Source organism: Verrucomicrobiota bacterium (assembly GCA_039192515.1).
Lineage (GTDB): Bacteria > Verrucomicrobiota > Verrucomicrobiia > Methylacidiphilales > JBCCWR01 > JBCCWR01.
Map to the genome: position 1 here is coordinate 1 of JBCCXA010000079.1, position 3,575 is coordinate 3,575.

A 3,575-nucleotide genomic window follows, 5' to 3' on the forward strand; every position below is an offset into this window, starting at 1 on the left:
GAGATATTGGATCACGTGATCTCTACGATTCGGCTGACTTAGTTAAAGATCATTCTATTGAAACCGACTCTGCAAATACCTCGGTTTCGGATTCAACTTATGTTATTTCGCTGAAAAAAGAGAAGTTCAATATCGATCAGGAATTGTATCTGTGGTATCTGCGAAAGTATTTGTTATATCCTGATGTTCGTCTACAACAGGAAGACAATGCTGAAGAAGCTAAAACGACTGCTAAAAAAGAGAAGAAAGGGTTCTTTGGATTCTTCCAAAACCTATTTAAGAAAAAGAACAAAGAAGAAGAGGTTGACAGAGAAGGTGAGGATGGCGACGTAGAAACCTCGGCTACTGACGTTGCTGGAGGTGAAGTGCAAGAAGAAAAGAAAGGACTCTTTTCATTTTTAAAGAATGGCAATAAACCTCCAAAAGAGAAAAAGCCGAAAGTCAAAAAAGAAAAGAAGAAAAAGAAAAAAGATGAGCCGCCCACTGAGGAACCAACAGAAGAAGAGGATGGTGATGGCGAAGATGATTTTTAGCTAACTTCTAGCTCTTTGTTCCAGCCAGGTTAAAAACACTTCTTCAATACCAAATCATCCATCGCTGATTCCGCCATTCCCAACGCTGCGGCGCGCTTGGCATCATTACAAGCCTGTTTCCTATTTTTCAGTCGTAGATGAACTAAGGCTCTAAAATAATAGCCAAAATAATACCTTGGCATTTTCTTTATGCCATTATCCAAATCCATAAGCGCCTGTTTTAGATCGTTAACTAAATAGTGTGAATACCCGCGGTTAATTTCTGTGTAAGCCTGGTCAGGCTCCAGTTCAAGGGCTTTGTCAAAATCCTGAATCGCTTTATCATAATTACCTAGTTGGAAATAGGTTAGCCCTCTATTTCTGTAAGCCTCCTGGTTTTCATTATTCAATTCAATGACTTTCGACCAATCTTTAAGAGCCTCGGTCATATCGGCTAATTCATTCAGTAAAACTGCCCTTCTGAAAAAAACCTCTTCAGATGAGCTGTCCAGCTGAATATATGTCGAATAAGCTTCAACCGCCTTCCTGTAGCGCTGCATTTCAGTCAATACCATCCCCCTATAATGATGGGCTGCTTTAAATATTGGATAATAATGGATTACTTCGTCATAATAATAAAGGGCGCTATCAAGTCTCTTTTCCTTGTAGTAAGCATTAGCTATGCTAAATAATACCTTACTTCTGATCACAGGTTGAGACTTTAATGACTGAAGATAATATCTGGCGCTATCTAAATCATTAGCCGTGAAATATATCATAGCTCTGTCCAACTGAATGGCAGTGTTTAATGAGTCAAACTGCAAAGCCTGATTGACTTGGTTAAGGGCGTCTTTGAAACGAAACTGTTTCATGCGGATCAAACCTTTAAGGTGATGTGCATCGGCCAGATCCAGACGGTATTGAGCTGTATTTTTATGTTCACCGCTCTCAAAAAAATAATCCTCAGCTATCTCTATTGCTATATTTACATAAAGGATAGCGTTATGATAGTCTTTTAGGTAGTAATAAACTTCAGATAGTCTTTTGGTAGCGCTGAAGCTTCGGGGGAAATCCTCTAATACATTTTTGAATGTGTTCAAGGCTTCTGTTGTATCACCTGAGATAAGTTGGTCTTCAGCCTTTATAATCAAACTTAATCTGTCTTGGCTGAAGGAGGAAAAATTCAGTAGGTAAGCTGTAAGAAATAATAAGATCCTCATATTTTACTCAATCGAAAAGCGAGTAATTCCCGAACTGATCTGTAGGAGCAAAGGGCTCGATAAGGGAGGGATGGTTAAAATTAGGATCTTTTACTTTCGGGGATACGGTGTAGAGATGCATCTTGCTGACTGAGTAAGGCTTAATCAGATCTAATAGCGAACTAATGTCGGTTTCCTTATCTAACCATAACTTTTCCTGCTCACGACCTAGCATTAATGGCATTCGAGGTGACATGGCATCTACTAATGCATTTGATGGAGTGGTAATGATCTTAAAAGTATGAACTACTTCACCATCGTCATTTTCAAATTCTTCCCAAGTACCGCCAAATCCAAGAACTTCATTTTCTTTGAAAGTTATGCGATGGGCTACCTTGCCTTTCTTACTTATTCGTTTCCAGCCATAAAATCCATCAGCAACAATGAGGCATCTCTGCTCTAACAGGTCTTTATGAAGTAGCTGTTTTGTAATGAGCGATTCACCATCGATATACAGAAGCTTTTGACTTATAGACTTGTTTTTAGCCCGCTCCGGGATTTGCCCCCAATAGAAGAAGGAAAGACCGGCTGATCCCATGGTTATTACAGGTAAGATATGTGCGGGTGCAGCATTGTAACTGGGTACATAACCGTCTATACTTTCTAAATTAAATTGTACCAGAAGGGTGTTTTTATTAGTGGTAATGGTATATCTATCAGTCACATTACTAATCTAAGAGGATAACGTCAAAATACTTACTAGTGTAATGATTTCATATTTCATTTACTTTTTCCGTTATAATTCCATTCAAAAGGCTTGGCTCTGGTTTGATTGTAAGTATCTACATATAGCATAAGCTGTTGGACAAGTTGCTGTTTAGAATGCCAAACTCCACCTTTAAGCACATCTTTACTTAAAATATTAAACCATATTTCTATTTGATTTAGCCAAGAAGAGTAGGTTGGAGTAAAGTGCATGGTGAGTCGTTTTTTAGCGTCCACCCATTCCTTTACTTTGTGGTGTTTATGTACATTGAGGTTATCGGCAATGATATGTAAGTGCTTCTTGGGATACTTGCGATAGAGTTTCTTGAGAAACTTCAGGAAATTCTCATGATTATTTTTGTCAATAGTCTCAGCGGTGATTTCTCCTTGATGAACTGCTAACGCAGCGATTAATGCAACGGTACCATTTCGTTTATAAGTTGTCGTATGTCTTTTAGGGCTTCCACTTCGCATAGGCAGTTCAGGCTGACTTCTGTCTAAAGCTTGTATCTGGGTCTTCTCATCTACTGATAGAACAATAGCATTTTGGTCTTCATTCATGTAAAGGCCTATCACGTTGAGCATTTTCTCCTCAAATTCGGGATCAGTACTTTTCCCACACCAATACTCCACTTTATGTGGTTTTAAGTCACTTTCCTTTAATATCTGCTGTACTTTAGTTTGACTCATGCCTATCTGCTCAGCAATTCTTCTCTGACTCCAAGTAGTGTAACCTCCCGCTGGATTACTACAAGCTAATTGAATCACTCTTGCTTTATCAGATTCCTGATAAATGCGTGGCTTACCCGAACGAGCAGCATCTTTTAACCCTTCTAATCCATGTTTTTTATATCTTGATTTCCATTTATTGATAACTGGTCGGCTGATGTTAAGCGTGTCTTGAATGGAATCATAGCTCTTTCCTTCTGCACATAACAATATGATCCGCGATCGTAGAACATCTCTACTTCCCAGAGTATGTGATCTTGATCTGAATAAAAGCTCTTTTCTATCTTCTGCTGATACTTCTAATTTACCTATGCTGGCCATAAGGCTAATATCGCTAATAGTAAGCTTATTATGAAATCATTACACTAGC

General features: G+C 38.6%; 4 protein-coding genes. 1 reads left to right on the plus strand and 3 read right to left on the minus strand.

Features of this window, described 5'->3' with window-relative positions; genetic code table 11:
- The coding region (locus AAGA18_15855; GenBank protein MEM9446815.1) for a hypothetical protein at positions 1-533 on the plus strand (533 nt) is incomplete at its 5' end.
- Positions 534-562: 29 nt separating this feature from the next.
- Here AAGA18_15855 and AAGA18_15860 read toward each other — a convergent pair.
- From AAGA18_15860 to AAGA18_15870, 3 genes are read right to left on the minus strand one after another with little or no spacing between them, the layout of a single operon-like run.
- Entirely contained in the window at positions 563-1,732 is a 1,170-nt protein-coding gene (locus AAGA18_15860; protein ID MEM9446816.1) for a tetratricopeptide repeat protein, read from the minus strand.
- A gap of 7 nt (positions 1,733-1,739) precedes the next feature.
- Positions 1,740-2,435, minus strand: coding sequence for an SOS response-associated peptidase (locus AAGA18_15865; protein MEM9446817.1), 696 nt, complete (start codon positions 2,433-2,435; stop codon positions 1,740-1,742).
- A 56-nt stretch (positions 2,436-2,491) separates the two neighbouring features.
- Positions 2,492-3,526 carry an IS630 family transposase gene (locus tag AAGA18_15870; protein ID MEM9446818.1) on the minus strand — a complete coding sequence of 345 codons (1,035 nt, stop codon included), beginning with the start codon at positions 3,524-3,526 and terminating at the stop codon, positions 2,492-2,494.
- Between the last annotated feature and the right edge of the window lie 49 nt (positions 3,527-3,575).

Coding starts and splice junctions, on each gene's coding strand:
- AAGA18_15860 (MEM9446816.1), bottom strand. CDS start 1,732: ATGAGGATCTTATTATTTCTTACAGCTTACCTACTGAATTTTTCCTCC.
- AAGA18_15870 (MEM9446818.1), bottom strand. CDS start 3,526: ATGGCCAGCATAGGTAAATTAGAAGTATCAGCAGAAGATAGAAAAGAG.